General features: G+C 63.8%; 17 protein-coding genes, 1 tRNA gene and 1 other annotated feature. Of the genes, 4 read left to right on the forward strand and 14 right to left on the reverse strand.

The features are described 5' to 3' along the window. The 7 genes from phrB to PG887_RS02945 form a co-directional block, all read right to left on the reverse strand. Entirely contained in the window at positions 1 to 1,425 is a 1,425-nt protein-coding gene (gene phrB, locus PG887_RS02915) for a deoxyribodipyrimidine photo-lyase (RefSeq protein WP_270821139.1), read from the reverse strand. Further along, positions 1,422 to 2,309 (reverse strand): MerR family transcriptional regulator, encoded by an 888-nt coding sequence (locus PG887_RS02920; RefSeq protein ID WP_270821140.1) that lies wholly within the window; start codon positions 2,307 to 2,309, stop codon positions 1,422 to 1,424. Before PG887_RS02920 ends, phrB begins: the two co-directional genes overlap by 4 nt. A gap of 139 nt (positions 2,310 to 2,448) precedes the next feature. Beyond that, positions 2,449 to 3,393, reverse strand: a complete 945-nt coding sequence (locus tag PG887_RS02925) for a YbgA family protein (protein WP_010673317.1) — start codon at positions 3,391 to 3,393, stop codon at positions 2,449 to 2,451. 173 nt (positions 3,394 to 3,566) lie between these two features. Beyond that, positions 3,567 to 4,196, reverse strand: a complete 630-nt coding sequence (locus PG887_RS02930; protein ID WP_039041374.1) for an outer membrane beta-barrel protein — start codon at positions 4,194 to 4,196, stop codon at positions 3,567 to 3,569. 178 nt (positions 4,197 to 4,374) lie between these two features. Beyond that, the gene (locus PG887_RS02935) at positions 4,375 to 4,929 is read right to left on the reverse strand and encodes a DUF3157 family protein (protein ID WP_270821141.1); all 555 of its coding nucleotides are present in this window, start codon (positions 4,927 to 4,929) and stop codon (positions 4,375 to 4,377) included. Between the two features lie 95 nt (positions 4,930 to 5,024). Continuing rightward, the gene (locus tag PG887_RS02940; RefSeq protein ID WP_167335696.1) at positions 5,025 to 5,888 is read right to left on the reverse strand and encodes a hypothetical protein; all 864 of its coding nucleotides are present in this window, start codon (positions 5,886 to 5,888) and stop codon (positions 5,025 to 5,027) included. 116 nt (positions 5,889 to 6,004) lie between these two features. After that, positions 6,005 to 6,601: an HAD family hydrolase gene (locus PG887_RS02945; protein ID WP_270821142.1), complete on the reverse strand. Its 597-nt coding sequence runs from the start codon at positions 6,599 to 6,601 to the stop codon at positions 6,005 to 6,007. A gap of 162 nt (positions 6,602 to 6,763) precedes the next feature. After that, positions 6,764 to 6,897: a sequence feature (Phe leader region), on the forward strand. Between the two features lie 38 nt (positions 6,898 to 6,935). Between PG887_RS02945 and pheA the strand changes: the two genes are divergently transcribed. After that, complete coding sequence (gene pheA, locus PG887_RS02950; RefSeq protein WP_103244400.1) at positions 6,936 to 8,108, forward strand: prephenate dehydratase; 1,173 nt, start codon at positions 6,936 to 6,938, stop codon at positions 8,106 to 8,108. 624 nt (positions 8,109 to 8,732) lie between these two features. Here the strand turns inward: pheA and PG887_RS02955 are convergent. Together PG887_RS02955 and PG887_RS02960 are read right to left on the reverse strand one after the other, a co-directional pair. Then, positions 8,733 to 9,158, reverse strand: coding sequence for an LPP20 family lipoprotein (locus tag PG887_RS02955; protein ID WP_010673311.1), 426 nt, complete (start codon positions 9,156 to 9,158; stop codon positions 8,733 to 8,735). Positions 9,159 to 9,246: 88 nt separating this feature from the next. Beyond that, complete coding sequence (locus PG887_RS02960) at positions 9,247 to 9,867, reverse strand: FlgO family outer membrane protein (RefSeq protein WP_010673310.1); 621 nt, start codon at positions 9,865 to 9,867, stop codon at positions 9,247 to 9,249. Between the two features lie 265 nt (positions 9,868 to 10,132). On the opposite strand from PG887_RS02960, the gene PG887_RS02965 reads away from it, so the two are divergent. Then, positions 10,133 to 11,284: a flagellar assembly protein FlgT gene (locus tag PG887_RS02965; protein WP_039041370.1), complete on the forward strand. Its 1,152-nt coding sequence runs from the start codon at positions 10,133 to 10,135 to the stop codon at positions 11,282 to 11,284. Between the two features lie 50 nt (positions 11,285 to 11,334). After that, positions 11,335 to 11,411, forward strand: a tRNA-Arg gene (locus tag PG887_RS02970). 187 nt (positions 11,412 to 11,598) lie between these two features. Here the strand turns inward: PG887_RS02970 and PG887_RS02975 are convergent. From PG887_RS02975 to PG887_RS02995, 5 genes are all read right to left on the reverse strand, one after another. After that, positions 11,599 to 12,813 carry an HlyD family efflux transporter periplasmic adaptor subunit gene (locus PG887_RS02975; RefSeq protein ID WP_104454641.1) on the reverse strand — a complete coding sequence of 405 codons (1,215 nt, stop codon included), beginning with the start codon at positions 12,811 to 12,813 and terminating at the stop codon, positions 11,599 to 11,601. Continuing rightward, on the reverse strand, positions 12,803 to 14,911 hold the full coding sequence (locus PG887_RS02980; RefSeq protein ID WP_270821143.1) for an ATP-binding cassette domain-containing protein: 2,109 nt from the start codon (positions 14,909 to 14,911) through the stop codon (positions 12,803 to 12,805). The genes PG887_RS02975 and PG887_RS02980 overlap by 11 nt, the downstream gene beginning before the upstream one ends. 52 nt (positions 14,912 to 14,963) lie before the next feature. After that, positions 14,964 to 16,259: a TolC family protein gene (locus PG887_RS02985; protein WP_201932798.1), complete on the reverse strand. Its 1,296-nt coding sequence runs from the start codon at positions 16,257 to 16,259 to the stop codon at positions 14,964 to 14,966. Beyond that, positions 16,253 to 18,889 (reverse strand): sulfotransferase, encoded by a 2,637-nt coding sequence (locus tag PG887_RS02990; protein WP_270821144.1) that lies wholly within the window; start codon positions 18,887 to 18,889, stop codon positions 16,253 to 16,255. The genes PG887_RS02985 and PG887_RS02990 overlap by 7 nt, the downstream gene beginning before the upstream one ends. 152 nt (positions 18,890 to 19,041) lie before the next feature. After that, complete coding sequence (locus PG887_RS02995; RefSeq protein WP_270821145.1) at positions 19,042 to 24,945, reverse strand: beta strand repeat-containing protein; 5,904 nt, start codon at positions 24,943 to 24,945, stop codon at positions 19,042 to 19,044. A 362-nt stretch (positions 24,946 to 25,307) separates the two neighbouring features. Between PG887_RS02995 and ppk2 the strand changes: the two genes are divergently transcribed. After that, positions 25,308 to 26,057 carry a polyphosphate kinase 2 gene (gene ppk2 / locus PG887_RS03000; protein WP_442866329.1) on the forward strand — a complete coding sequence of 250 codons (750 nt, stop codon included), beginning with the start codon at positions 25,308 to 25,310 and terminating at the stop codon, positions 26,055 to 26,057. Positions 26,058 to 26,227 lie beyond the last annotated feature (170 nt).

Here is a 26,227-nt window from a genome sequence, read left to right on the forward strand (position 1 = left end):
CTAGTTTTTCTCCAGTTCGCGGAATATCTCGATGGCCCTCACCCGTGCAACGGCATGATCCACCATGGGGGCCGGATAATCCTGCCGCCCCTTGAGCCGCAACCAGTCGTGGGGCTCGTGGAGATAGGCAGCAGGCACATCCGCCAGCTCAGTGACCCAGGTACGAATGAACTCCCCTTGTGGATCAAATCGTTGCCCCTGGGTGGTGGGGTTGAAGACCCGGAAATAGGGCGCCGCATCGGCCCCGGTCCCCGCCGCCCACTGCCAGCCACCATTGTTGGCCGCCAGATCCCCGTCGATGAGCCGACTCATGAAGTAGTCCTCCCCAAGCCGCCAGTGGATATGGAGATCCTTGGTGAGGAAGCTCGCCACTATCATCCGCAGCCGGTTGTGCATCCAGCCAGTGGCGTTGAGGCAACGCATGGCCGCATCGACCACGGGGTAGCCGGTGCGCCCCTCGCACCAGGCGGCGAAGGCATCCGGATCCCAGCTCCACGGCAGGGCCGCCGTCTCCGGCTTGAAGGGGCGGTTCATGGAGAGGCTCGGGATCAGCACCAGCAAGTGGCGGTAGAACTCGCGCCAGATGAGCTCGTTGAGCCAGACGAAACCGGGTTGGGCCTTCGACTGGGGCCGGTAGCCGAGACGCTGCTGCAGCGCCCCCACGCACTGGCGGGCACTGATGATGCCCGCCGCCAGATAGGGGGATAGTACGGAGGTGCCCGCCAGCGCCGGAAAGTCCCGGGTCTCGCCGTAATCGAGCACCGCCTGATCCAGAAAAGCGTGCAACCGGCGGCTCGCCTCGGCCTCCCCCACCGGCCAGCGGGTGTCCGCCGTCAGCTCCCCCAGCCCGTCGTCCACCCACTCCCGCTCGGCCAGGGGCAGCCACGGCAACGGCTCGCCGCGTGGTGCGGGGGCACGGTGAATGACGAAGCCATCCTCCTCGAGAGCCTTGAGCCAGGCGCGGCTGAAGGGGGTGAAGACCTTGAACATCTCCCCCGACCCGGTCAGCACCCGACCGGGCGGCAGCACGCAGCAGCCGTTGAACCAGTGGCTGGTCAGGCCCTGCTCCCCCAGCGCGGCGCTGACGGTGTGGTCGCGGCGCAGCTCGTCAATCTCGATGGCCTGGTTGGCGTAGAGCTGGCTCACCCCGAGCTCCCGGCAGAGCGCCGTCAGCGCCGTCGGCACCTCGGCAAAGGTCTCGACCCGCAGCAGATGAAGCGGAATGCCGAGGGCCGCCAGCTCGCGGCCCATGGCATCCACCTGTGCCAGCATGAAGCGCTGGCGGACCGGGGCCAGCTTGTGCGCCTGCCACTGGGTCGGCGAGACGATGAAGAGTGCGGCGACCGGTTCATCTCCGGCGCAGGCGTGGCGCAGGGCCGGGTTGTCAGCCAGACGCAGATCGTTGCGAAACCAGACCAGCCTCATGACGGTGTTCTCCCGCCCTTGCCCTTCGCCTTGGCAGTGCGGGTCGTCGCACTGACCTCTGCCAGGGTGGCGTGCCAGTTGCGGGCACGCCGCCACGGCTCATCGTAGAGGCGTCCCAGCTCGCCAAAGAAGCGGGTGCCCGCTGGCCATTCGGCGGCCAGGTCCTGCTTGCCGAGCCCGGCCCCCAGCAGGATCAGCCAGGGAGGAGTGGCGCGCCCCTCCAGCAGGGTGGCATGGCGGGGCTCCACCGCCCCCAGCAGTTGCACCTCATAACCCTGACCGATGAGCTCATACGCAGCCCAGGCCAGATCCAGCGGCCCCACCTGCCCCCAGCTTGCCAGGGTGACGGGGATGCCCTTCTCCTGCTCGATGAGGTGGCGGGCGAAGCGGGTATGCAGCCAGCCGAGCCACACCTGTTGCAGCAGTTCGCCATCGGGGCGCTCGCGCCACAGCCCCAGCAGCCGCTCCACCAGGGGCTGCAGCACCCGACTGCGCACCAGCTCGAAGGGGTAGCTCGCCAGCAGATCGCCAAGCTCGGCCTCCGCCTTGCGCTGGTTGAAGGCAAGCAGCGCCTGGCTGAACTGCTCCAGGGTCTGCTGCCAGTGATCGCTCACTGGCGCACTCTGGGGCTCGCTCAGGAGCCCCTTCACCTGACCTATGCTCACCCCCCGCTCCAGCCAGCTCAGGATCTCGCCTATCTGGCGGATGTCCTGCTCGCTGTAGAGGCGATGGCCCTTCTCGGTTCGGGCCGGTTGCACCAGCCCGTAGCGGCGCTGCCAGGCGCGCAGGGTGACGGCGTTGACGCCGGTGAGGCGGGAGACCTCGCGAATGGGGTAAACGCCCTCGTCGGGGAGAGACGCGGCTGCTTGTGATTCATCAGACATGAGAGAGTCCATCAAACGTTGGGAAGAGGCCCCGGTCATCCACCAGGGCCTGCACAGAGGGGTCAGAGCCCGTAGCGCAGCTTGAGCGTGTCGGGATGAAGGTCGAGGTAGGCCTGATCGGCCAAATCCAGCCACACCTTCACAGCCCGTAACGCAATTTCAGCGTGTCGGGATGGGGATTGAGGTACACCTGCTCGGCGAGATAGGGGTTCGGGTACTCGCGCAGGTAGTGGCGGATCAGGGTAAGGGGCACCAGCAACGGGAAGACCCCGGTGCGGTACTTGTCGATGGTGTCGCACAGCTCCTGCTTCTGGGCCGGGGTCAGCACCCGCTTGAAGTAGCCCTGCAGGTGCATCAGCACATTGGTGTGGCTGCGGCGGTTGGCCCGCAGGGTCAGCGCCGCCATCAACCCCTGGATGTAGCTGTCGGCCACCTCCTGCAGGTTGGCCTTGCCAAGGTTGGCGAGCAGGCGCCCCAGCGCCCGGTAGTGGGTGGTGGCGTGGGAGAGCACCAGGTACTTGTAGCGTGAATGGAAGCGGATCAGGGCTGAGGCGGTGATCCCCCGGGCGCAGAGCTGCTGCCAGTCGTGGTAAGCGAAGACCCGCAGCACGAAGTTCTCCCGCAGGATGGGGTCGCACAGGCGGCCATCTTCCTCCACCGGCAGCAGGGGGTTGGCCTCCATCAGCGCCTTGGCGAAGAGGCCGACCCCCTCCTTGGCGCTCCCCTCGTTGTTGGCGCCATAGATGCGCACCCGCTCCATGCCGCAGCTGGGGGACTTGGCGCAGAGGATGTAGCCGGAGAGGAAGTCGAGCTGTCGTGCCTTCTGCTCGCTGAAGGCAATCAGCTTGTCGGTGACGTCGAAGCTGCCGTTGCTTGCCTCGGCCCGCACCTCGCCCTGGCGTTTCACCAGCCGGATGGCGGCGCGGGGTGCGCCCAGGCCAATGGCCATCTCGGGGCAGACGGGGTGATAGTCGAAATGGGCGCCCAGATCCCGTTCGCAGAAACTGGATCGTTTGTGGCCCCCGTCGAAGCGCACTTCCTGGCCGAGCAGACAGGCACTGATACCGACCTTGATCTTGTACATGATGAAGCCCCTTGTATAATCCTTGAGTAAGTTATAGCAGTTATACAAAAAATTGGAAGCTGTATAACTATTGCGAACTGATACGGCCAGGGGGCGGCGGGCGGATCAGCCCCCATAAAAAAAACCCATGACCGAAGTCATGGGTAAAGGTGAAGACCCTGCAGGAAGGATGATCAGAAGCTGTATTTCACACCCAGGCTGGAGATGGAGCCTTTTTGCAGATCCCAGTTGCGATAGGTGTAGTCGGCGGTGAGGGCCAGGTTCTGGGTCAGCTTGTACGCCGCCCCCGCCTTGAAGTCGTGCATGTCGTCGGTCATGTTGGCGTAGCGATAGCCGGTGGAGAGCTCGACGGCACCGATGTCGTAGCGCAGGCCCACTTCTCCGTAGAGGCTGCCGCTCTTCTTGCGGGCCAGGGTATCCCAACCGGAGTGATTCACGTCGGAGGCCAGCTCCCGTTCCAGGCTGTAGCCCATCAGGCCGGTTTCACCGTAGAGGTTCAGGCCGGTGCTGAGGGGGGTGTAGACACCCATCCCCAGGCTGGAGATGGCCATGCTGTCGTTGCCGCTGCTGCGGGAGGTGTATTCGCTGCCGATCCGGCCGTAGACATTGCTGGTGAAGCTCTTGGAGAGATCCAGGCTCAAGCCGCCAAAGTCGCGGTTCTCCCCATCCTTGCCACCGATGTAGTCAGACTTGGTGTGGGCCCAGGTGGCAGAGCCCTTGGCATAGCTGAAGGCATCTTGCGCCAGGACGGAGGTGGAAGAGAGACCGGCCAGAACCAGAACAGACAGTGCGATCTTTTGCATTTTGTTGACTCCATGGGTTGAGTTAGGCGGACCTAACTGGAATGGAGCCATTGTGACGGGCAAAGGGGGCAACGCCGAGGAGCAAGCTGTTGCCAAACCATGTCAGATGTAAGCGGATATTGCTGGCAGTTACCGGTGCAACACTCTGCGGGGGAGCCAGGGCTCCCCCGCCGTCATCCTAGCGGAACTCCACCTCGTCGATCTGCACCCGCACCAGCGGCTTGCCGGTGAGGCCGGCGGGTCGTGCCAGCTCGATGGCCCGGGAGGCGCGCGCCTCCCCCTTGCGCAGGTAGGAGTCAGGCAGGCGGTTCTCCCCGACCCAGAAGCGCACGGGCTCGCTCGAGAGCTGCACCCCGTCGGCGCTGAACAGGGTCAGGCTGCCGTTGACGCGCACCACGTTGCGACTGCCGGTGTTGCTCACCACGAACTGCAGGCTGAGGGGATCGTCCCCCGCCACCTGGCTCAGCTTCACCGTGATGCCGTCCCGGGTCGCCTGGGAGAGCAGCTCGGGATGGGCCAGGGCTTGCTCGGTCAGCACCGGGGCCGCCACGCTTGCCGTCACCGTCTTGCCGGGGCTCGCCTCGGCGGGCTTGACCAGCAGGTATTCCCAGGTGAAGTCATCGTTGAGCTGTACCTGGCGGCCGTCGGGCAGGGTGATCTGGTGCAGGGGGGCGGCCTCGGCCAGCAGAGGGAAGAGGCAGAGGGCAACCAGCAGTCGGGAGAGGGGCTTCATGGGCAAAGACTCGGTAAGGGACGGAGAAGCAGCAGTATAAAGAGTCGGGCCCCCCTTGCCTATGACCCGACTCACGTTGCGACCCCGGCGCGGGATCAGATGACCAGGGACTGGGGATCCTCCCCCGCGGCCATATCCAGGGTCACCAGATCGAACTGGGCGCTCTTGAGGGCCTTCTGGATGCTCGGCTGCATGTCGAACACCAGGGCCCGCATGCGCTGGGGAACCTGGATCCTCGCCAGGGTGGTGACCCTGTCCGCCAGGGTATGGAAGAAGACCTGGGCACCATCCAGCCCCATGTCGAACAGCATCTGCTCGGCCATGTCGACCATGCGCAGATTCCGCCGATCCAGAGACTCGATGTCGGAGAAGCGCCGGCTCAGGCAGGCCTCCCCTCCCTTGCCCCAGAGATCCAGCTGCCGCTTGTGGAAACCGTAGCGAAAGTCCCGCTGGGTCATGCCCTGCTCGGCAAACAGCCAGAGGGTGTTGGCTGGCAGGCTGTGAAACCGGCGCAGATACTCCCGCATCTCCTCGACGGAGGCCGACATCAGCAGCGGCGGACCGTCGTCATGCTCGAGCTGCCGGCACAGATAGCGCACCGGATCCGTCACCTCGTCGAGGTGGCCGAGGTGCACGCTGAAGATCATCTCGTCCGTCTTGAGCACCTGGTGGGGGATGCCGTAGTGCCGGCAATAGCGCCTGGCCCTGGCCACCGACTGACGGCTGAGGGTGGGGTTGTCCAGGGTGATGGCGCGAAAGCGGACCCCGCTGGCCCGGCAAAGATCCATGCTGTAGCAGGATTCCAGTCGACCGGAGAAGGAGACAAGCAGTTCGCCGTAACCGGCCAGGGTATTGATGAGCCTCTGTTCCCTGGCTTGGAAGGTCTGATCGTATCCCCGATTCAGCGCGACTACATTGGCATCCATAACAACAACTCCGGATGATGAATTGGATACCATTTTGCGCGTACCAAGCTGAATATACCCTTAAATGACATGGTCAAATCTGAACATTATTTGCTCTATGGCAACGCTTGACTCGCTTTCTTCGCCACCCATCCTGGGTTCTCCACCCCTCAGGCGGGCAGCAGGCCCTGCTCCACCAGGTGCTGGCGGCACCGGGACGCATCGGTGAAGACCAGCCCCCGCAGGCCGAGCGCCTCGGCCGCCGCCACGTTGGCCGGGCTGTCGTCGATAAAGAGGCACTCCTCGGCCTGCAAGTCAAACGACACCAGTAGGTAGCGGTAGATGTCGGGCTCCGGCTTCATCATCCGCACCCGGGCCGACACCACCTTGCCGCTGAAGAAGCGCCAGAAATCCTGCCGCTCCAGCCAGTCGATGCTGGCGTGGCCCATGTTGGAGAGGGCGTAGAGGGCGTGGCCGGCGCCATGCAGCTCCTCGATGAGGGCCACCATGGCGGGATCCGGCAGCAGGGAGGCGGGAACCGCCTGCAGGATGGCGAGGTTGTCCGCCGCGCTCAGGCCGGTGCGCGCCTGCGCCTGGCGGGCCATGGTGTGAAGGGAGAGGGTGCCCCTGTCCACCTCCAGCCAGTCCGGGTGGTTGAACAGCCGCTCCGCGATCGCTGTCGCCCCCTCGGGTCCGCGCACCCCACTCACTATGGCCACCGGATCCCAGCGCACCACCACCCTGCCCAGATCGAAGATAATCGCCATCGCCTCGCCTCCTCTTTTCGTTGTCACAGATCGGGCCAAAACGGCGCTCACTCCCCCTGGCAGCCCGAGCCACTACCCTGCCCCGTTCAACGCCCCCGGGCAAGTTTTACTTGCATCGCACCGCCAAATCCCTTAATGGTTATGGCGTTACATTCAGGACACGCCCATGCACACAGCATTCTTCTTTGTTTTCTCGTTTACCCGGCCCACATGAGGGAAGGCCCGTCGTCACGTGAACCATTCGCGTAAACAGAAACCAAAGACGAATCGAGCCTCCCCAGCGGAGGCTTTTTTTTGCACCAACCACCACAGAAGATTTGGATAGGGAACCACCATGGCTACGCTCGACGAGATCAGACACGACATCACCCAGTTGGATCAGGAGCTGCTCGCCCTGCTGGCCAAGCGCAAGACCCTCAGCATCGAGGTTGCCCGCGCCAAGCAGGCCAACCCCCGTCCCATCCGTGACCACCAGCGCGAGCAGGATCTGCTGGTCGCCCTGATCCAGAAGGGGCGCGCGCTCGGGCTGGACGCCCAGTACATCACCCGCATCTATCACACCATCATCGAGGACTCCGTGCTCTCCCAGCAGGCCTACCTGCAGAGCCTGCTGAACCCCCAGCAGCAGGAGCCCATGACCAGCGTCGCCTACCTGGGCCCGCGCGGCTCTTACTCCAGCCTGGCGGCCCGCAAATACCTGGCCCGCTACAAGGATCAGGTGATCGAGGTGAACTGCCAGAACTTCCGCGAGGTGCTGGACACCGTGGAGTCGGGCCGCGCCGCCTTCGGGGTGCTGCCCATCGAGAACACCAGCTCGGGCTCCATCAACGAGGTGTACGACGTGATGCAGCACACCACCCTCTCCATCGTCGGCGAGCTCACCTACCCCATAGAGCACTGCATCCTCACCGCCGTGCCCACCGAGCTCTCTCGCATCAAGACCTTCTACGCCCACCCCCAGGTGTTCCAGCAGTGCTCCCACTATCTGAGCAAGCTGGAAGGGGCGCGCCACGAGATCTGCGACTCCTCCTCCAGCGCCATGATGAAGGTGAAGGAGCTGGCGAGCCCGGAGGCGGCGGCCATCGGCAGCGCCGCCGGCGGCGAGCTCTATGGCCTGGACGTGCTGGCCGAGCAGCTCGCGAACCAGAAGGAGAACTACAGCCGCTTCATAGTAGTGGCGCGCAAGCCCATCGACGTGGCGCCCCAGATCCCGGCCAAGACCACCCTCATCATGTCCACCTCCCAGAAGCCGGGCTCCCTGGTGGAGGCGCTGCTGGTGCTGCGCAGCCACGAGATCAACATGACCAAGCTCGAATCCCGTCCGGTGCAGGGCAACCCCTGGGAAGAGATGTTCTACCTGGACGTCTCCGCCAACCTGCAGACCCCGGCCATGCAGGCCGCCCTGCTGGAGCTGACCAAGATCACCCGCTACATCAAGGTGCTGGGCTGCTACCCGAGCGAAGACGTCAAGCCGACCGCCGTGCCGCCCGTCTTGATGGGAAGCTGATGGGGAGCGGATCCCGCCCCTGCCACACAAAGGCGAGCCCCGGCTCGCCTTTGTGCTCTCTGCTCCCTCCCCGTGAGACGCGGCCCAGTCCCGCCCTTCCCTTCCGGCGTTAAACCGCCCTCCACCCCCTTCCTCGTGGACCCGGGATCCTGGCGCGGCTGTCTTTCCACTCACCATCAGGCCATCTTCCTCCCGTTGCGGCCCCCTTTTGCCGCCTGTCGGGCCTCTCTATCGTTTGGCTTTATTTAACGACATGACTATATCGTTAGATTTCCCTAAACAAAAAAGGCCGCCATTCCGGCGCCCGGGCGCCTCTTGTACTACCTCAGCCCCCTTTTTCCTCGCCACAGGCCGGATCCCGCCCGGCCATCAACTCCGTTTCTCCTGCCGAAGACCAGTTCCCCACCAAGACGCCATCCCCGGTTATCCTCTCCAGGCCCTATCCCGTCCAAGGCGCCAGCCCCGGTTACCCTCACCGCTGGCCCTATCCCGTCCAAGGCGCCAACCCGGTTATTCCCCACAGATCCGAGCCCCTTCCCGACCAAACAAAAAGGCGAGCCTGCGCTCGCCTTTGTCTGTGCCGTGATGATCGCCGGGCTCATGCCGGCGCCCCCCGGACCCGCCCTAGAACTGGCCCGCCATCAGCTGGTTCAGGTGATAGAGGTTGCGGGTGTCGAGCTCCAGCTCGGTGGCATAGGTGTTGCCACGGGGATAGGTCGCCACCACCCGGGCACCGCGCACCATACCCGCCACCGACACATCCAGGGAGTTGGAGGTCTGGGTCAGGTCCTTGTAGCTGCTCTGGCCGCGCACCTGCTGGCCGTTGAGCTGCTCCGCCAGCTCCCGGTAGGCGTCCATCTTGGAGGCGCGGATCGCCTGCAACATCTTCTCGGACTGGGAGGGACCGGGCTGGATGTCGATCACCGCATACCCCACCGCCTTGAGCACCGGGAAATCATCGGGCTTCTCGCCCACGTCATAGTTCACCACCCGGTTGCCACTGCACGCCGTCAGCAACATGGCCATCAGGCAACCCAACAAGATTTTCATCGCTGTTTCCCCGTTTTCCTGTTCACCACACCCGATGTTTCACGGCTCAATGTCAGCCAGCCCGCTTCACGCTTCATGACGCGCCACCTCAAGGGGTCAGGTTGACCAGATGGCCGGACGGGCTCTGGCCCCCCCGCATCAGGTAACCGCGATTGATGGAGGCCCGGCCAAAGGAGTTGCTGGCACCGGACAAATATTGTTTCGGGATCAGGCTCTGGGCCGTGGTCTCCACCATCTTGGTGCGCAGATCGATGATGCGGGCGTTGACCAGGATCCCCTGCTGATTGCGGCTGAAGGTGCCGGTCAGGATGCGGGAGATGGGCAGCCGGGACGAGAGATCCTTGTAGTTGCGGCTCATCACGAAATCCCCCTGCGGGGTCACCTGGATGTTGCCCGTGGTCTTGAAGTCCACCACCACCTCACCGCGCCGGTTCAGCTCGTAGATGAAGCTCTCCTCGATCTGCTGCCCCATCCAGTTGGTGTCCTTCAGGGTGTCGAGATCGACAAAGGAGGCGACCGCAATGGGCTCGGTCAGGGTCGTGAGGGACTTGCGCTCCATCAGCTGATCCGTCATGCGGGCCACCAGCCAGTTGAGCTCCATCCCCTTCGCCGCCTGGCGGGGGTCTCCCAGCTCCCGATTGATGGGGTCGGCCGACCCGCAACCGACCAATGCCAGCGCCACCGCCAGCACCGTGATAACTCTCTTCATGGATACCTTTCCTGTATCTGCACCTGACCTGTTATCGGTCGCAACCGCCAACACTTGAGGCGGGAATGCGCGCAGGATCCTCGATGATCCCCGGGCAAAGGCGCGCACTGTGCCACCGGAGCCCACCGCGCGTGCTCCGGCCAGGGAAGAAGGCATGGTTCTTGCTTTTATTTGGTCACCCGCTCCGGTGCAGACCGGATCTGTGTCCAGGATCCCTGACCCGCCCCACCGGCGGCAGCGGGGTCGCCCACTCAAGGTGTTTGTTATGAAAGTTTCGCTGCTGTTCACCCTGCTGCTGGCCAGCCTGTCGGCCAGGGCCGAACTTATCGAGGCCCAGGGCAGTGCCGCCATTCTGGGGGGCGACGAGGTCTACGCCCGCGAGCAGGCGACCCGGGATGCCCTGCGCCAGGCGCTGCTGGCCAGCGGTGCCTCCGTCTCCAGCATCCAGCGCCTGGAAAACGGCAGCCTGCGCTCCGAGCAGATCCAGATCCGCTCCGGCGGCGACATCCGCCAGTACCGCCTCAAGCGCGAAGAGGTGCGCAACGGCCGCATGTACATCACCCTCGTGGCCGACATCCAGGCGGAGCGGCAGATCTGCCAGACCCAGCACTACGCCAAGGATTTGACGCTGGTGCGCCTGCGCATGCGCTACCCGGACCAGGCGAGCACCGGTGCCCTGGACGACATGCCCGCCGATCTCTCCCGCCGGCTGTTTGAAACCCTGGCGACGACGCCCCAGGTGGTCGCTCGCCAGTGGCTGGACGAGAATCTGCGCATCGACCCTCTCCATCTGCAACAGGGGGATCGCAGCGCCCTCGAGGAGATCAAGGCCCTGAGCCTGCGCACCGACAGCCAGTATCTGGTGCTCGGCAGCATCGACGACCTCTCCCTCGAGCCCCAGGGCAACGCCCTCACCAGCTGGTATGAGGATCCCGTGCGCAATTTCTCCATGCAGCTCTACCTGTTCGACGGCATCAACGGCAGCCTGCTCGGCCGCAAGGAGTACAAGGGCCGCGCCAATTGGACCTTCTCCAAGCGGGAACAGGTGGGCAGCAGCGGCGGCCAGTTCTGGCAGTCGAGCTTTGGCCAGGAGGTGGGCTACCAGTTGAAGGAGGCGGCCCAGGACATCGCCGCCGAACTCGCCTGTGCCCCCGTCACCGCCCGGATCGTGGCCCAGCACGAGCGCGGCCCCCACATCAACCTGGGCCGTCGCAACGGGGTCAAACTCGGGGACCAGTTCCGGGTCCAGCACAGCGCCGACTTCGTCGACCCCTATGGCAAGTCCAGGGTGATGCGCAACCCCGCAGACGGTCTGTTCGAGGTGGTGCAGGTGTTCGAGGATGGCGCCATCATCAGCAGTCAGAACAAATATTCGCCGTTCAATGTCCAAATCGGTGACCTGGCCGTATTGGAATAGGAATCAAGGGTTTAAAAGCACAATGCTTCTTGTATAATGCCCGCCACAAGGTTCCCGTAGCTCAGCAGGATAGAGCGGTCCCCTCCTAAGGGACAGGCCACTGGTTCGACTCCAGTCGGGAACGCCATACACAGCAAGGGGCTGGCATCGTCATGATGCCAGCCCCTTGTGCGTTTCTGCGCCATTTCCCCCTCATCCCGGGCGCCACATGGCGGACCTGGGGGGCGACAACCGTCGCCACGGCCAGTGCGCCATGCCCGCCAGATCAGGCAGGCATCAGCTCGGGGACGAGGTCAGGTCCCCATCAAGTCCATCTAGCGCTCTCCGAATGACTCGCTCAGGGTCTTGCGCAGGGGCTTGAGCAGGTAGTCCATCACGGTACGATCACCGGTGCGGATATCCACCTGGGCCGTCATCCCCGGCAACACGTCGATCTCCCTGCCCGTCGTGGAGGTCACGGGGTAGCTGGCAGGCTTGATCCGCACGCGATAATAGATGTCCATGCCGCGACTGGTCTCTTCCTTGAGGCTGTCAGCACTGACATAAGCCACCTCCCCCTTCACGCCGCCAAAGATGGTGTAGTCAAAGGTGTCGAAGCGGATCGTCGCTTCCAGACCCGGCACCACACGGGCAATGTCTGCGGTGCTCACCTTGGCCTCAATCATCAGGTCGTCGTCGACCGGGATGATCTGCATCAGCTCCTCCCCGGCCCTGAGCACACCGCCCACCGTGGTGACCCGGATGTTCTTGACGATGCCAGGCACCATGGCGGTAAACATGCTGTCCTGCTGCTCCTGCTTGCGCAGGGTCAGGGTCTGCGCGCCCTGCGCCATGTCATCCTCCGCCTTGGCCAGCTCCAGTCTGGCCTCCTCAAGGAACTGGTTGCGCCGGTTCACCAGCCGGGCCTCGGCCTCGTTGAGCCCACGCTGCACCCGCAGCAGCTCGGAGCCGCTGGCATCGCCATCAGCATAGAGCTGCTCCACCAGACGCAGCTCCTTCTGGGCCAGTGACACAGCCACTCGCATGGTTCTCAGCTCTTCCCTGAGGCCGGTCTGGCGCTGCTTGAACAGCGCCTCCTCGACACGGGCCGTCTCGGGAGAGCGTGCCAGCAGGTCAGGTGAGAAGGTGAGTCGCGGTTCACCGATGACTTCCGCCCGCAGCCGGGTGGCCCTCGCCTCCAGCGCAAACAGGCGGGCCTCCACTTCTCCGACCGACGCCCCCACTCTGGTCTGCTCCAGACGGGCGAGCAACTGACCGGGGGCCACCCTGTCCCCCTCCTTGACCAGCAACTGCTCCAGCACGCCGCCATCCACCGACTGGATGATCTGCACCCGGCTGCTGGCAATGACCTCGCCCGTGGCACGGGCGACTTCGTCCACCCGAAACCATGAGGCCCAGGCAACAAAGATCGCCATCAGGAGCGCCGTCATCCACAACCAGCCCTGACGGCTCCGGTGAGAGTTCTGCAACTTGCGGATCCGAGCCTGGGTACGCGCATCATCGTCTTGCAGGAAACGATCAGACCACATCAAGCATTCCTCCTTTGCCAGGGTGCAAAGATGCCGCCGGTCGGGCGAGCATCTGTGTCAGCACCCGATCCGGCGTGCCATCTTTGACCACCCGCCCCTGTTGCATGGCGATGACCCTCGTCGCCAGCCGGGCGGCCGCCATGGGCCTGTGGGTCGCCACGATCACGATATCCTCGGGCTGTATCGCCCTTTGCAAGGCCGTCCAGACACGCTGTTCGGATTCGCCGTCAAGGGCCGCCGTCGGTTCGTCCAGCAGCCATACCCTGGGCTGGTTGATCAGGACGCGAGCAAGCGCAACCAGCTGCCTCTGGCCGCCAGAGAGCCCCTCTCCTCCCTCGCTGATCACGAGATCCATCCCCTGAGGGCTGGATGCCGCAATGCCGTCGATACCGAGCTCGCGGGTGATCTGCAGCAGGCGAGAGTCGCTGGTCACGCCGGTCAGGGCCAGATTGCTGCGCAGGGTGCCCTTGAACAGCTGTACGGCTTGCGGCAGATACCCCACCTGGCTTGCCACCAGTTGGGGATCGATCTCCCACAGATCGGCGTCTCCCAGACGGATGCGGCCTTCGCTGGGGCAATACAGACCGGCCAGCATCTTGAGCAGCGTCGACTTGCCACACCCGATCGGCCCGACCAGCAATACCCGCTCACCGGATTTGAACTGCAGGCGCTCGATGTCGAGCTGGCAGATGGGCGATTCGGGATAAGCGAAACGCACGCGCTCCAGGGCCACCTCCCTGGGGAGTTCGTCCGGCAGCAGCAGTTGCTGCTCCGGGCGCCGATCCCGCGACAGGGACAAGACCTGGTGCACCATCTGCAACGCCTGTCTGACTTGCTGCCACTGCGCAAGATACTGGACGCTCTGGGCGATGGGGGCGATCACCCGCCCCCCCAGGATGCTGCACGCGATCATCCCCCCCATCGTCAGGAGGCCAGCCTCGATCTGCCATACCCCGACAACCACCGCGGCCACATAGGCCAGGGTTGACAGGCTGCTGGTGCTGACGCTGGAGAAACTGCTGACCGCCTTCTGCTGGATGTTGTAGCCATCGATGGTCGCCGTCACGTCTTGCCACTCCTGTGCAAAACGCCAGCCGGCATTGTTGGCGCGAATCGTCTCTGCGCCCCGGATCGTGTCGACCAGCAACCCCTGGCGCTCGTTGCTGCGCAGCATCTGCTGTGACAGCAAGGCGCGAAGGCGCCACTGGCTGACATATCCCAGCAGCAATGCCACTGGCAGCAGCAGGGTGTACACCCAGCCCACCGCGCCGCCGATGATGGCGATAAATGCCAGAAACAGGGCGGCAAAGGGCAGATCCACCAGTGCAAACACCACGCCGGCACAGAAGAACTGACGCACGGCATCCAGCCCGCCAACCTGGGCCGCCAGAGTTCCCAGGCTGCGCGGCTGCTGATCCAGACGCAGATGCAGCACATGCTCGAAGACCTGCTGCGAAACCCGCTTGTCGACGGCACAAGAGAGGCTGTCCAGGATCCTGGCCCGGGTGATCTTCAGCATCCAGTCCAGCAGGATGATCAATCCCATGCCGGTTACCAGGGTGGTCAGGGTCGAATAGGCCAGGGTCGGCACCACACGGTCATAGACCTGCATGGCGAAAATGGACGTGCCGACGGCCAGCAGGTTCACCAGCACGGTGGCCACGATGACTTTCCACAGCCAGCCCCGCTCTCGAAAGAGTTCTCGCCACACCAGGCGAGACGCCAGGTTGCCGGAGAAGACACTGTCGGCATCGGCACGTCTGCTCACCGGAGCCCGCAGCCAGACCACCAGGGCATCCTGCAGCTCGCTCTCATCGGCCTCACGGCGCATCCCTGCCCCATCGAGCAGGGTCAGGCGGCCCGTGGCATCCCGCTCCGCCAGCGCCCACTCCCCCTGGGCACAGACCAGTGCCGGCAAGCGGCGCTGATCAAGACGACGCCAGGCGAGTTGCACGGATGCAAGGTTCTTCAATCCGGCCTGGATCAGTACCTGCCTCAACCACTGTGCGGGCCCGAGGGTGGCAGTGGCTGGCGCCGCCTGCTCCCACGCCTGTGCCAGTGCATCGTGGTCGAACGGGATCTGTAACGTTGCCAACAAGTGTGTCACCAACGCAGATGACATGCCGTGCGGCGCCTGCTCGGCGGTTTGCCTATCCATGGGGTTGTAACTCCTCACCGTTCAAGGTCACCAGGGGATCCAGCCCCCCTGTCAGGGCAGCCAATTGCAAGGAGTAAATCTCCCAGTCACTCTTTGCCTGGACCAGTTGCAACTGCTGTTCACTGAATTCGCGCTGGATATTCAGCACATCGAGCCAGCTCTTGGTCCCTGCCACATACTGGCGTTGATAGGATCCCAGCACGGCCCCCAACTCCGCCAGTGACTCAGTCTGTACCCGCACCAGCCCGGCCTGCAGCTCACGGCTGCGTTGCAGGCGACGCACGCTGCGCTCCAGCTCGCTGACGGCGTAGGCCAGGTCATCTTCGGCCGCGCTCTGCTGCGCCACCGCCGCGTCTGTCCTGCCACGGGTCGCAAAGCCCATCCCCTCCAGCGTGCCCTCCAGCACCAAACTGACCCGGGTATCATCCCGGTAGGATGGCTGATCGTAATCCTGCTCTGCTTGCAGGTAGAGCGTGGGCATGGAGGCCGTTCTGACCTGCTCCACACTCGCCCTGGCCCGCTCGATCTCCTGCTTCTTGTAACGCACTTCGGCGCTGCCCTGCAGGGCGGCCTGGTGCAATGCCTCGCCCTCGCTGACCAGCAGCAGATCCGGTGTCACCGGTTGTCGGGCAGGCACGGGCGTCTGGGTCAGGGCCAGCAGATCGCTTCTCGCAATGGCCAGCTCCCCTTCGTATCGCTCCACCCTCGCCCTGGCTTGCGCGAGGCGAGTGGCCGCCAGGCGAACATCCGCCGTCGATGCCAGCTGACCCTGCTCCCGGCGGCTGATCTGCTCGAACAGCGACTGATGGGCAGCCAGACTGGCTTGAACCACCTCCAGGCGCTGACGGCTGCCAAGGACATGGGCGTAGGCCACGGCGGTCTGCTCCAGCAACTGGCGCCGCACCCGCAACAGGTCGACACGCTCGACCTCAGTGTCGGCATCGGCAAACGCAATGCTGTTGTCGATGCGCCCGAATGCCCACAGGGGTTGGCGGGCACGCAGGGTCACCGGCGTGGAGAGGTCCTCTCCGGTCGCGGTATCCCGGCTCGATTCGGAATACTGCTGCACCTGGGCGGTCACGCTGGGGTAGCGCTGACTGCGGGCAGCATCGGCCGAATATTCCCGCGCCTCGATCTGCGCCGCTTTGCCACTCACGGCCGGGTGCTGGCTCAGGGCCGCCTGCAACGCCACCTGCAAGCCATCGGCCTGCCGTGCATGCGCGGGCAAGGCCAACGCGGCCAGGCTCAGGAGCAGCAGACCCTGCCGCCCCAGCAAGCTAGTTACCATGACCATTCTCCGTCGATTTCCTGTTCGTTGTGGGGCAGGGCTGTCTGTGCCACAGGCGGCGCCTTGCCCATCAGCTGCGCCGCCTTTTCCGGCTCGCCCGATAGCGTGTATGCCCGCGCCAGATCATCGCGCCATTGGCCATGCCAGGGGCACAGCTCATGGGCCTTGCGCATCAGGGCAATGCCCTCGGTCACATGGCCCTTGCGCACATAGACAAGCCCCACCATGAAGGTGGCAGCGGCGTGCTCGGGCAGGTGGTGCAGCAACTGCTTGAAGCAGTGCTCGGCCTCGTCCAGCTTCTCTTCGCGGTAGTGCGCCACGCCGGATTCCAGCAAGCCGGGCACGGGCAGCGCCACCATGTCGTCGATCGGTTGCCATTGGATGCGGCCATTGGTGCCGCGCAGCAGCGGGGCAAGATGGGCCTCGTAACGCGCCCACTTGGCCACGGAGCTCTTGTACAGCGGCTGACGAACCTGCCAGACGCTGGCGGTTTTCACCGGCCGTTGCAACTCGCTGAAATTGAGGACCTGAGGCTCCCAGGCCACCCCGACGTAATCCAGCATGCGCCGCGCCTCGCGCTCGGGATCCGCCAGCACATCCTCGTAACGCACCTCCAGGATCTCCCCGGGGAAGAGCTGGTTCCAGTGGTGCATCAGCAGGTTATGGTCGGCGAGCTGCTCGCCAATCCAGGTCAGGTCATAGGCAAAGCCCATGCCGCCGTGCTTGGCCACGTAATCGGTAAAGTAGTTGGAGATGGCGATATCGCGGGGGTCGCGTCGCACCGAGATGATCCGCGCATGGGGGAACAGCAGTTTGATGAGACCGATGTTCTCGAAGTTGTGGGGCAGCTTGTCCACCACATGCCGCGCCCCTGGCGCGTACTCCTGCAGCTCCTTGAGAAGATTGCCCGTGATGCCCGCTATCACCTTGGCGTCGAGATCGTCCACGCAGTCGGGATAATGCCGACCCGAACCGACCCGGCGTTCCCACCGCTCAAGGCCCGCAATCACGCCGGGGATGAGCCCCAGCTCGCCCGCACCGTGGACCTGGCTGTGGCCAGCCAATATCTGCTCGATCAGCGTGGTGCCGGAGCGCGGCATGCCCAGCACGAACACCGGCAGGGTCGACTCATTGCCAATCCCACGGCGATGCTCATACAGCGAGCGGCTGAAGGCATGACGGATGCGCGCACAAGCTTGCCGGTGCGCCGCAGGATCATATTGCAGCAGGGTGCGGCTGGCGACGTTCGCCTCGTCTGCCAGGGCAAAGGCCTTGGCGTAATCCTCGCGCTTTTCCCAGGCGGCCGCCAACTGCAGCAGCAGACCGGGTTTCACCAGCCCCTCGGGGCCGGGTCGGCGGGCTAGCATCTCCAGATGGTGCAGGGTGGCGTCATCCTCCGGGAAGCGCCGCGCATTGATAAGCGCACTATGACCGCGCACCGGGTCGAGCACCTTGACCCGTTCAAACAGCGCCACCGCCTCGTCAAGACGGCCCAGTTGCATGTACAACTGACCCAGTCCCTGCAAGGCGGGCACCAGTTGCGGATGCGCTTGCAACACTTGGCCGTAGCGCGCCTCGGCTTCGGCATACTGCTGCTCCTGCGCCTCGACCCCGGCCAGCGCCACCTGCGCTTCGGCCAGCCAGTGGGATCGGGGCGCCCCGTCGAGACTCTCTGACGGCGGCAGCGCCTGCGCCTCTTCGAGTGCCTGAGTGGCCATCTCTCTGGCCAGCGCCGTCTGCCCCTGGGTCGCGACGGCAACCAGCTTGAGGCGCAATGCCAGCACGGGCTGTTGCTGCTGGTCCGCCAGATGGATAGCCCGGCGCAGCAAGGCGATGGCCTGGGGCGAGCGCCCTTGCAGCTCAGCCAGCTCGGCGCGATGCTGGTGCAAACCTAGATGCTCGGGATAATGTCTTCCGCCACGGCACAGGGCATCTTCGGCCTGGGCATGGCGACCTCGCTCGGTCAGCCGCTGGGCGTACCCCCTGACCAGACCGCAATAATCCCCTTCATCCAGTGCGATTTGCTGCTCGTCCAGCCAGGCATCGGCGGCGGCATATTGCTCTGCCGCCAGCCACAGTTCCAGACGCAGACCTCGCAGTTGCTGGCCATGCCAGGCCGCCTGTGGCTCGGGCCAGTGCTCCCGCTCCCCCTCCCAAAAGGCCTCGGCCCGGGTCAGCAGTTGCTCGCCCAATGCGATGGCCCCGTCCTGCAAATAGAGGCGCAGCAGTTGTTGATAGATCAAGATATTGGGCGCAAGGAAAAGGCTTCGCTCATACAGTTGCCGCGCCGCCGCCGTCTGTTGGCGTCGAAGCTGGCAGGTCGCCAGCCGCGCCAGCAAGAGCCCGTGCTCGGGTGCCTCAAGCAGGGCCGCCTCGAGCAAAGTCTGCGCCATGTCGAGCTCCCCCAGCAGCAGTTGGACGGCAGCCATATCGACACGCCCGTCGACGTCAAGAGCGGCAAGATCCAGCCCTGCCAGCGCGTGGCGTGCGGCATCCTGCTCGCCAAGCTGGGCACAGGCCAACGCCAGCAATACCTGTTCGGCGGGGCTTTGTGGGGCGCCGCAGGCCTCCTGCAACAGCACAAATTGTTGTTGCAGGGCCAGCGTGCGCAGTAAGGAGAGTGAACTCATGGGAACAGCGGGATCCTGAGGCTAGATCGCCCCCCAATGAGGGGCGATCAGGATGAAGAAGAGAAGGGCCGGGTTAGCTTCGTGCCGTGACTCGCATTGCCGCAACCTGACCTAGCGGAGTAACAGAGCAAGAAAATTCATTGCTCTGCGGGTTACACCAGACCTTGCGACGTCATGATGTTCGCTGGCATTTGATGAAGGTATACCTCCCCCAATCGGCTCATATTACCTAGCTGTTCAATGTTCGGATTTTGGGAGGTTGCAGCGGCCCAACTACCGTTCCAAAGATCCACGGTATTCTGCCCATACCGCATCAAGTCGCCATCTCGCTGAAGCTGGACAACCGGCATCGAACTAAACCAAGCAAGGTTGTTGGTACCGCTATAGAGGTTGGCACTCACGCCGCGTCCAGATACACCCACGACAGAAGTACCGGTACCGACCAGAACGATCTTGTCGTCAGGACCCAGAGTATTGGCGCCAGACCACATTCCCCAGGTACCTGGACCCGAGCCGGCGATACTCAACGCATCCAGGTTGCTGCTGACTTTGATGTAGATGGTGTAAGCCTTGCCTGCATCGAAGGTACGGCTGCTGTGGTCCGAACTGACCCCCTGCACCAGGTCAAACACCACTATGTTGGTGTTGACCGAGGTGTCGATCACGATGGCTTCGTTCGCCCCGAGCGAACCCGCCGCGCCCGGGCTGGGCAAGGTCAGGGTGGCGTTGTTGCCGGCGGCGTCGCGGATGGTGCCGCCATTGAGGCCCAGCGCCGCCGAGCTCAGGTAATCCAGATCGGCGCTGGTGTCCCCCGCCTGAACCGTGTAGTTGAAGGTCAGGGTGTTGGAGCCTGAACCACTGACGTAATTGATGGTCCGATCCGTGGCGCCGGTTTCCAGGGTCAGTTGCGGCGTGCCGGTGACGGTGACGGTCTCGCTGAAACTGACCTGGATGCTGATCACCGCCCCCACACCGTAGCTACCCACCGCCGTGCTGCTGACCCCGCTCACCACAGGGGCCGTGGTATACACCAGGTAGCTGGCGTTGTCGGTCACCAGGGAATGGCTCAGGTTCGCATCATTACCCGCGGCATCGCTCAGGGTGCCACCGTTGGCCTCCAGGCCATTGGCAACGATCGAGATGCCGTTGGCATCGGTCTGACCCGCCAGAATGGTGTATTGGAACAGCAATGAGGTCGTGCCACTGCCCGAGACGTAATTGGCGTAGACGGTGTTGCCCCCGATATTCAGCGCCACACGGGGCGTGCCGCCTGCGGTATCGATCACAGTAGCTTCAGCCATGGTCACTGTGATGCTCACAACGTCACCGGCATTCAGGGTGTTGCTCTGCGCACCGCTGGCCCCCGTGATGCCCACACTGCTGACAGTTGGGGCCGTGGTATCCACCAGGTAGTTGGCGTTATCGGCTACCGCACCATGAGTCAGAACGGCCGCATTGCCCGCCGCATCGCGCAGCGTGCCGCCGTTTGTTTGCAGCGCATTGGCATCCAGGCTGATGCCGTTGGCATCGCTCTGGCCAGCCAGAATGGTGTATTGGAAGAGCAGTGCGGCCGTGCCACTGCCCGAGACGTAATTGGCGTAGACGGTGCTGCCCCCGACATTCAGTGCCACACGGGGTGTGCCGCCCGTGGTATCGACCACAGTGGCTTCATCCATGGACACGGTGACGCTGACCACGTCACCGGCATTCAGGGTGCTGCTTTGTACACCGCTTGCCCCGCTGATGGCGATGCTGCTGATTGTCGGAGCGGTTTCATCCACCAAGTCGTTGATAGCCAGTGTGACTGTTTGCTCGCTGGCGTTGCCGGCGGCGTCGGTCGCCACCACGGTGAAGCTATAGCTGGCCTTGGTTTCATAATCCGGGTTGCCCGTGAGCGTCACCGCCCCCGTGGCCCCATTGATACTGAACAGCGCCGCGTCCGCTCCCGCCTTCAGGCTGTAGCTGGTGCTGCCGCTCGCCACGTCGCCGCTGTCGGTGCTGGTGACGGTGTAGACCACCTGCCCCGCCCCGCTGTTCTCGTTGATGGCGCTGGCGATACTGCCCGAGGTGATGGTCGGGGCCATGTCGTCCAGGTCGTTGATGCCTAAGGTGACCACCTGCTCGCTGGCATTGCCGGCGGCGTCGGTGGCCACCACGGTGAAGCTGTAGCTCGCTTTGGTTTCATGATCCGGGTTGCCAATCAGCGTCACCGCCCCCGTGGCCCCATTGATACTGAACAGCGCGGCATCCGCCCCCGCCTTCAGGCTGTAGCTGGTGCTGCCGCTCGCCACATCGCCGCTGTCGGTGCTGGTGACGGTATAGATCACCTGCCCCGCCCCGCTGTTCTCGTCGATGGCGTTGGCAATGCCGCCCGAGGTGATGGTCGGGGCCATGTCGTCCAGATCGTTGATGCCTAAGGTGACCACCTGCTCGCTGGCATTGCCCGCCGCATCCGTGGCCACCACGGTGAAGCTGTAGCTCGCCTTGCTCTCGTGATCCGGGTTGCCCGTGAGCGTCACCGCCCCCGTGGTAGCATCGATGTTGAACAGCGCGGCGTCCGCCCCCGCCTTCAGGCTGTAACTGGTGCTGCCGCTCGCCACATCGGCGCTGTCGGTGCTGGTGACGGTGTAGACCACCTGCCCGGCCCCGCTGTTCTCGTCGATGGCGCTGGCGATGCCGCCCGAAGTGATGGTCGGGGCCGTGTCGTCCAGATCGTTGATGGCTAGGGTGACCACCTGCTCGCTGGCATTGCCAGCGGCATCGGTGGCCACCACGGTGAAGCTGTAGCTCGCCTTGGTTTCATGATCCGGGTTGCCCGTGAGCGTCACCGCCCCCGTGGCCCCATTGATGCTGAACAGCGCGGCGTCCGCCCCCGCCTTCAGGCTGTAGCTGGTGCTGCCGCTCACCACGTCGGCGCTGTCGGTGCTGGTGACGGTATAGACCACCTGCCCGGCCCCGCTGTTCTCGTCGAGGGCGCTGGCGATGCCGCCCGAGGTGATGGTCGGGGCCGTGTCGTCCAGATCGTTGATGCCTAGGGTGACCACCTGCTCGCTGGCGTTACCGGCGGCGTCGGTGGCCACCACGGTGAAGCTGTAGCTCGCCTTGCTCTCGTGATCCGGGTTGCCCGTGAGCGTCACCGCCCCCGTGGCCCCATTGATGCTGAACAGCGCCGCATCTGCCCCCGCCTTCAGGCTGTAGCTGGTGCTGCCGCTCGCCACGTCGCCGCTGTCGGTGCTGGTGACGGTATAGATCACCTGCCCGGCCCCACTGTTCTCGGCGATGGCGCTGGCGATGCCGCCCGAGGTGATGGTCGGCGCCACTTCGTCCAGGTTATTGACCCCTAGGGTGATCACCTGTTCGCTGGCGTTGCCGGCGGCGTCGGTGGCCACCACGGTGAAGCTGTAGCTCGCCTTGCTCTCGTGATCCGGGTTGCCAATCAGGGTCACCGCCCCCGTGGCCGCGTCGATGCTGAACAGCGCGGCGTCCGCCCCCACCTTCAGGCTGTAGCTGGTGCTGCCGCTCGCCACGTCGCCGCTGTCGGTGCTGGTGACGGTATAGACCACCTGCCCCGCCCCGCTGTTCTCGTTGATGGCGCTGGCGATGCCGCCCGAGGTGATGGTCGGCGCCACTTCGTCCAGGTTATTGATGCCTAAGGTGACCACCTGCTCGCTAGCGTTGCCGGCGGCGTCGGTGGCCACCACGGTGAAGCCGTAGCTCCCCTTGGTTTCATGATCCGGGTTGCCAATCAGGGTAACCGCCCCCGTGGCCGCGTCGATGCTGAACAGCGCGGCGTCCCCCCCCGCCTTCAGGCTGTAGCTGGTGCTGCCGCTCGACACGTCGGCGCTGTCGGTGCTGGTGACGGTGTAGACCACCTGCCCCGCTCCGCTGTTCTCGTCGATGGCGCTGGCGATGCCGCCCGAGGTGATGGTCGGGGCCGTGTCGTCCAGATCGTTGATGCCTAAAGTGACCACCTGCTCGCTGGCATTGCCCGCCGCATCGGTCGCCACCACGGTGAAGCTGTAGCTTCCCTTGGTCTCGTAGTCCGGGTTGCCCGTCAGGGTCACCGCGCCCGTGGCGGCATTGATGCTGAACAGCGCCGCATCCGCTCCTGCCTTCAGGCTGTAGCTGGTGCTGCCGGTCGCGATGTCGCCGCTGTCGGTGCTGGTGACGGTGTAAACCACCTGCCCGGCACCGCTGTTTTCATTGATGGCACTGGCCGTCGCCCCCGAGGTGATGGTCGGCGCCACTTCGTCCAGGTTGTTGATGCCCAAGGTGACTACCTGCTCGCTGGCATTGCCCGCCGCATCGGTGGCCACCACGGTGAAGCTGTAGCTTCCCTTGGTCTCGTAGTCCGGATTGCCAATCAGGGTCACCGCGCCCGTGGCGGCATTAATGCTGAACAGCGCCACGTCCGCTCCCGCCTTCAGGCTGTAGCTGGTGCTACCGGTCGCGATGTCGCCGCTGTCGGTGCTGGTCACGGTGTAAACCACCTGCCCGGCACCGCTGTTCTCGTTGATAGCTGTTGCGGTAGCAGCGGAGGTAATGGTCGGGGCTGTGTCATCCAGGTTATTGACCCCCAAGGTAACCACCTGCTCGCTGGCGTTGCCCGCCGCATCGGTCGCCACCACGGTGAAGCTGTAGCTCCCCTTGACTTCGTAATCAGGATTGCCAATCAGGGTCACAACCCCCGTCACGGGGTTGATGCTGAAGGCTGCGTGATCACCCACCACCTTGAGGCTGTAAGTGACATCGCCCGCATCGCTTGCGACCGCGGTATACACGCTCTGCAAAGCACCGCTATTTTCCAAAATGGCAGCAGCCGTCGCGCTTGAGCTGAATTTGGGTGCGAAAGTATCAACCACCCCGGCAACGGCATCCGTCAAATTCTGCCCCGTTTGCGCTGACGTATATTCCCCGCCCTGGACGACAATCCCCTGCGCACTTTCTGTCAACGTCGCCTTGCCGTTGCTGACCTGCAATCCGGCAAGCAGATCCTCGATGGTTTTCTGGCTATTGCCACCGTTCTGACTATCGGCACCCGATAGTGCTGCCAGTACGGCTCCATATATTTCGCCTGCGCTCAGGCCGTTGGCGCTATCAAAGGCGCCGCCATTGGTCGGCACTACCGTGGTGCCATGCAAACTCGGCAGACCAAACAGGTCGGCCACGGCATTGTTGATGTCGTTGACCATGGATTCGGCGGGCAAACTACCGGCAGCCGCATCTTGCACCTTGTGATAAGCCAGGGTGCTCAGGACGTTGAGATTGACGGTAACGGTAGAATTAGGCTGCGACACCACTTCCATCGCAAACAGCTCTGCATTCAGGTCTTTGCCTGCCTGGGTCGCTTCATCGAGATAGTCGGCGCTGGAGCCGGTGTTAACGACCCGGGCGATGACCACGCCAAGATAGCTGCCAACCGCGATTGAGAAGGTGCCATCCGGATTGACCTGCGCCTCTCCCAGCAGAGTGACACCGTCAGCCTGGTAAACCTCGACCCGCAGATCATTGCCAGCGACAACCGGGCCGCCCACTATGGTCCCCGCAACTCTGTTGACGACACCGGCATCGGTACCACCATCACTATCGCTGCCTCCACCACTGCCAGCAGCCAGCGCGATCCCGCCAAGACCAAGTGCCCCCAGCCCGACCGTGATGGGGGTGAAGAAATCACTATCAGAACTCCCCTGCCAGATGAGTTGCTCACCATTGGCAGCCGTCTCTATTACCGGGCTCTCACTCGTCACCGCGGCACCGTTCAAGGCCGAGCCATCCAGCTCCGCCTGGGGAATAAACGCAGTATCCGGTTCATCATAAAAATCGGTGAGTTCCACCAGAACGCCATCGTCACTGGATTCGATGATCAGCGAGCCGCCCTTGCGTTTGACGAACAAGCCATCTGGGGATTTGCCGGTCGAGGTGTCGATTAACGCGTACTTGGCGCCAGATTGAGCCGGAATGATGACAGCATCGGTGAGAGGTATTTGCCGCAGTGAGCCGTCAGCAAGGCGCTCTACAAGTTGCAATGACTGTTTAACGCCTGTTTTTGAAGCCATGTAGATCTCCCTATCCACTTGTATTTAAATGACATATTTGTTAGGAATGACGGCCTGCGACAAAAGGCGACGGAGTCGATACTAGCAGACAAGTTGCAGTCGAAGATAGATGGTGCTGACCGGCCCGCCACGACTCAATCCAACCTGGAACATATGCCAAAAACCACATAAAAACAGATCCTTATGGCAGTAATCCCCCCCCCCCCTCTTGCCATACCTTTGGACCAGCATCCTCCCCTGGACCTGATGTCTAACATTCCCCGGTAGTTGCCACCCCCGGTGGCGGCACACCGTCATCTACCCTTGAAGGGCGCCGTCCGGGAGGACGGCCCTCCATTCGCCGAGACACAGAGAAGGACATCATGGGCAGCAAACGAAAATCCAGAACGGAAGAACCGGTCGTGGTCGAGGCGCAAAAGCCCCTTGGCAACAAGGCATACGAAAAGGCGCTGCGCCTCTTGCACGTGGAGCTGGTCAGGCTGCAGCAGTGGGTGGTGCACAAGGGGCTCAAGGTCTGCATCGTCTTCGAGGGGCGCGACGGGGCCGGCAAGGGGGGCACCATCAAGGCGATCACCGAGCGGGTCAGCCCCCGGGTCTTTCGGGTCGTCGCACTGCCCGCCCCCACGGAGAGGGAGAAGAGCCAGCTCTACTTCCAGCGCTACATCCCCCATCTGCCGGCGGCGGGGGAGATTGTCATCTTCGATCGCAGCTGGTACAACCGGGCCGGGGTGGAGCGCATCATGGGCTTTTGCAGCGAGGAGGCGAGCGACAAATTCCTGGCTGGCACCCCCATGGTGGAAAAAGCCCTGGTGGACTCTGGCATCATTCTGCTGAAGTACTGGCTGGAGGTGACCCCACAAGAGCAGGAGCGGCGGCTGCGTGATCGCATCGACGATGGCCGCAAGATCTGGAAGCTCTCCCCCATGGACATCAAGTCCTTCGATCGCTGGGATGACTACACCCGGGCGCGGGATGCCATGTTCATCGCCACCGACACCGCCTGGGCCCCCTGGTTCGTGGCCCACTCCGAGGACAAGAAACGGGTGCCCTCAACATCATCTCCCACCTGCTGGCGCACATCCCCTACGAGGCGCTGCCGGCGGAGCCGGTGAAGCTGCCCAAGCGCAAGATAGGCAAAGTCAAACCATCGGATCACCCGCTTCGCATCGTGCCAGCCCTCTTCTAGCCAGACGGGGTGAGCCCTGGCTCACCCCCTTTCCCTTCCAACCCCAAGGGACAGCAGGCGCCGCCGGCATCACCCAATAGCTTGTTGTTGTTCACG

It is taken from the genome of Aeromonas sp. QDB14 (genome assembly GCF_027707845.1).
Lineage (GTDB): Bacteria > Pseudomonadota > Gammaproteobacteria > Enterobacterales > Aeromonadaceae > Aeromonas > Aeromonas caviae.